Raw genomic sequence first — 3,942 nt, forward strand, 5'->3', positions numbered from 1 at the left:
CGATCTCCTCATCGACGAAGGGCTTGTCGATGCCCGGGATCGGCTTGAGGTCGATGTTCTGGTGCGCATAGACCATCAGTCGCTGCCACACCATCGCCGGCAGTGAGCCACCGGTCATGTTCTTGGTCGGCGTGAAGTCGTCATTGCCCATCCATACCGCCGCCGTGTAGTTGCCGGTGAAGCCGACAAACCAGGCGTCGCGGTAGGACTGCGTGGTGCCTGTCTTGCCGGCGACGACGATGTTGGGAAGTTGGGCTCGCCGCGCCGTACCCATCACCGGCACTGCGGCCAGCATGGTGTTCATCGATTTGAGCGCCTGCTCGGACAGCACCCGGTGTGGCGGCGGCGCGTCCTTGGCGAAATCATAGACCACCTCGCCGGTCCGGGTGACGAGTTGGCTGATGCCGTGCCGGGAGCCGACGAAGCCGTTGTCGGCGAACACGCTGTAGCCCGTCGCCTGGTCCATCACCGTCATGCTCGAGGTGCCGAGCACCATCGTCTTATGTGCTTCGATCGGCGATTCCACGCCCATCGCCTCGGCCATGGCCTTGATCGGGCCGATGCCGAGATGATCCTTGGCCAGCCGCACCGGCACGGTGTTGATCGACTTGGCCATTGCCATGATCAACGTGACGTTGCCGGCCGATCCGCCGTTGTAATTGTGCGGCGACCAGCTGCCCCAGCTGATCGGGCCGCCGGAAATGATGGAGTTGGGGGTGAAGCCGTGTTCCATCGCGGTTGCGTAGACATAGGGCTTGAATGATGAGCCGGTCTGGCGCAGCGCCTTGGTGGCGCGGTTGAACTGGCTGGCCCCATAGTCGCGGCCGCCGACGATGGCGCGCACGGCGCCGTTGGTCTCGATGACGACGACGGCACCTTCGGTGACGTTGTACTCCTTGCCGAACTGGCGCAGGTGGAACTCCACCGATTCTTCCGCCGCCTTCTGGATGTTGGCGTCAAAGGTGGTGTGGGCGAGAAGCGAGTGCTGGCCAGGTTTGGCGATCTTCTTGACCTCGTCGAATGCCCAGTCGAGGTAATAGTCAGGGCTTTTCTGTTCGCCGCGGTCGACGACATCGGCCGGATGCAGCCTGGCCTGCAGGACCTGGCCTTCGGTCATGAAGCCGGCATCGACAAGGTTGGACAGCACCACATTGGCGCGCGCGCGCGCCGCCGGCAGGTTGATGTGCGGCGCATATTTGGTCGGCGCCTTGAACAGGCCGGCCAGCATCGCCGCCTCGGCCAGGTTCAGGTCCTTGACGCTCTTGCCGAAATAGAAGTCGGCGGCAGCCTCGATGCCGAACGTGCCGCCGCCCATATAGGCGCGGTCGAGATAGAGCTGCAGGATCTCCTTCTTCGACAGATTGGCCTCGAGCCACAGCGACAGGAAGGCTTCCTTGATCTTGCGCTCCAGCGTGCGCTCGTTGGTGAGGAACAGGTTCTTGGCCAACTGCTGGGTGATGCTCGAGCCGCCCTGGACGACGGAGTTCGCCCGCACATTCTCGAAGATCGCGCGCGACAGGCCGAGCACATCGATGCCGTAGTGGTCGAAGAAGCGACGGTCCTCGGTGGCAAGCACCGCCTTGATGACGTGATCGGGCATCTCGTCGACCGGCACGGAATCGCGCTGGATGATGCCGCGCTGGCCGATCTCGTTGCCATAGCGGTCGAGGAAGGTGACGGCGAAGTCGCCCTGGGCGCGCCAGTCGCCAGCCGTGTCCTGGAAAGCCGGAATGGCCAGCGCCAGCATCACCACGATGCCGACGGCGCCGAGCGTGAAACCTTCGCTCAACAGTTCGATGATGCCACGGCGCCAGCCGTTGACGCGGAAGCGCCGCGAGAAGATCGTCGCTGATTCCCAGAATTGGCGCGCCTTGAAGCCGATCTCATAGAGCGAGGAATCGATCCACGCATCGAGCGCCAGCAGCCGGGCGGCGATCGGACCTCTTCTTTTGCGCGGTTCGGGACTGGCCATTCGGAATCCGGCTAGCAATTGCACGACCTGAGAACCGCAAACCGGCAATTTCAGGGCGATGCATTCCGGGAGACTATTCCTCCATTTTTCCAGCACTCACAAGGGCGGCGAAGACACAGTATTGGGTTTGTTGCTGATGGGCCGGCCCAAGAATACAGCCCGGCGCCAACAGCATGTGCCCGCGCCTCCAGCGGAGGCGTGAACTTGTTATCACTGCAGCTCGGCGCGCCTCATGCGGCTCGCAAGCTTTCTTTCGGACGCAAATTCTGGTTCATGCGGAACAGGTTCAGCGGGTCGTAGCGCTGCTTGATTTCCAGAAGCCGTCGATGGTTGCCACCATAGGCCGCTTCGACCCGGTCGACCTCGTCCTCCGGCATGAAGTTCACGTAGGCGGTGCCGGCGGCATAAGGTTTGGCCGCCTCGTAGATTGAACGAGCCCAGTCGGTGCAAGCCTTGTCCATGGTGGGTTCGCGCCAGCGGGCGTGAATGTTCATGACGAAATGCGAACTGCGCTGTGGGAACGCCGTTGCATCCGCCTTGACGCGACCTGCCGCGCCGCCGACATGGCCGATAAATATCTCGCATTCGGGTCCCGGCAGCTTGGCTATTGCCCCCGTTACGACCGCAGCCGCCTCCTCGGAAAACTCGGTGAAGTCATGGCTCTTCCAGTAGTTGCGGGCGCCGGGCGTGAGCAGTGGGTCGAATGCCTGCTGCCAGCCGGTGAACGGGCTGGGGCCCACGACATCGGCAATCGGCGTGCCGATGGCTCGAAGTTTTTGCGTCGCCTTTTCGCCTGCCTCGATGTCGCCGCAATAACACATGGCCAGAACCAGAACCTCCTTGCCATGCCATTCCGCGGGCAGGAAGGGCAGCGGCGGCGCCTGCCGCATGACTACCCAGCAGGTCAACTCGTCAGGAGCGGTTTCGAGCGCCTTGCGATACTCCCGCAGCACCTTTTCGGCATCGGCGAAGGGATGGACGACAAGCCCTGCCAGCACTTGCGGTCCAAACTCATGGAGATGGAACTCGAATGCCGTGACGACGCCGAAATTGCCGCCGCCGCCGCGCAGCGCCCAGAATAAATCGGGATTTTCAGTCTTGCTGGCCCGGAGCAGTTTGCCGTCGGCGGTGACCACATCGGCGGAGGCAAGATTGTCGATGGTCAGGCCGAATTTGCGGGTGATCCAGCCGAAGCCGCCACCCAGCGTCAGGCCGGATATGCCGGTGGTCGAGTTGATTCCGGTCGGCACCACCAGCCCGAAGGCCTGCGTCTCCTTGTCGACATCGGCAAGCGTCGCGCCAGGCCCGACCCATGCCCGCCGCCCAGCGACATCGACCCGCACCGATTTCATCAATGACAGATCAATCATCAGGCCACCATCGCAGACCGCACTTCCGGCAATGTTGTGGCCGCCGCCGCGCACGGAGACGAGAAGCCTGTTCTCCCTGGCGAAATTCACGGCACTGACGACATCGGAAGCGCCGACGCAGCACACGATCAGCCCGGGCAGCCGGTCGACCGTGGCATTCCAGACGGTCCGTGCTTCGTCGTACGCGGCATCGCCTTCGCTCAGCATTTTGCCGCGCAATTGTGCCGAAAACGCTTCCAGGGCTGCGGCGTCGATTGTCGTTTTTCCGCGTTCAAGCGTGGTGAGGCTCATGGTGTTCATGGTTTCCTCCCGATTTGCAGATGAGCTGTCCTCTCCCAAAAGACGTTTTTACTGTGCGCTTATATTAGCTATCGCGCAAGTTTCGCGTCGGCCAGCGTTGCGACTCGCAAGCGGGGCACATGGTGCCGCCAGCCGGCGATCTCAGCCGTTTTGCGCGCGCGACCTTGCACCCTCGGCCGCCAGGATGCCGATCATGCTGATGCGAATGTGAGCGAAGCAGCGTAGCGCTATCCCACTCCTCAGGCCGGTTCGCGCTTCAGCGCCTGCGCCATGCAGTGGATGCCACCGCCGGTCTTCGAA

Annotated in this window: 2 protein-coding genes; both read right to left on the reverse strand. The window is 62.7% G+C overall.

Translation table 11 applies throughout. The features are described 5' to 3' along the window. Nucleotides 1–1,972, reverse strand: a 1,972-nt coding sequence (locus EN893_RS20465; RefSeq protein ID WP_245490873.1) for a penicillin-binding protein 1A, incomplete at its 3' end; no start/stop codon positions are given. 230 nt (nucleotides 1,973–2,202) lie between these two features. Further along, complete coding sequence (locus EN893_RS20470; protein ID WP_127272266.1) at nucleotides 2,203–3,642, reverse strand: FAD-binding oxidoreductase; 1,440 nt, start codon at nucleotides 3,640–3,642, stop codon at nucleotides 2,203–2,205. Between the last annotated feature and the right edge of the window lie 300 nt (nucleotides 3,643–3,942).

The organism is Mesorhizobium sp. M7A.F.Ca.CA.004.04.2.1 (genome assembly GCF_004022825.1).
In the GTDB taxonomy this organism is placed as follows: Bacteria; Pseudomonadota; Alphaproteobacteria; order Rhizobiales; family Rhizobiaceae; genus Mesorhizobium.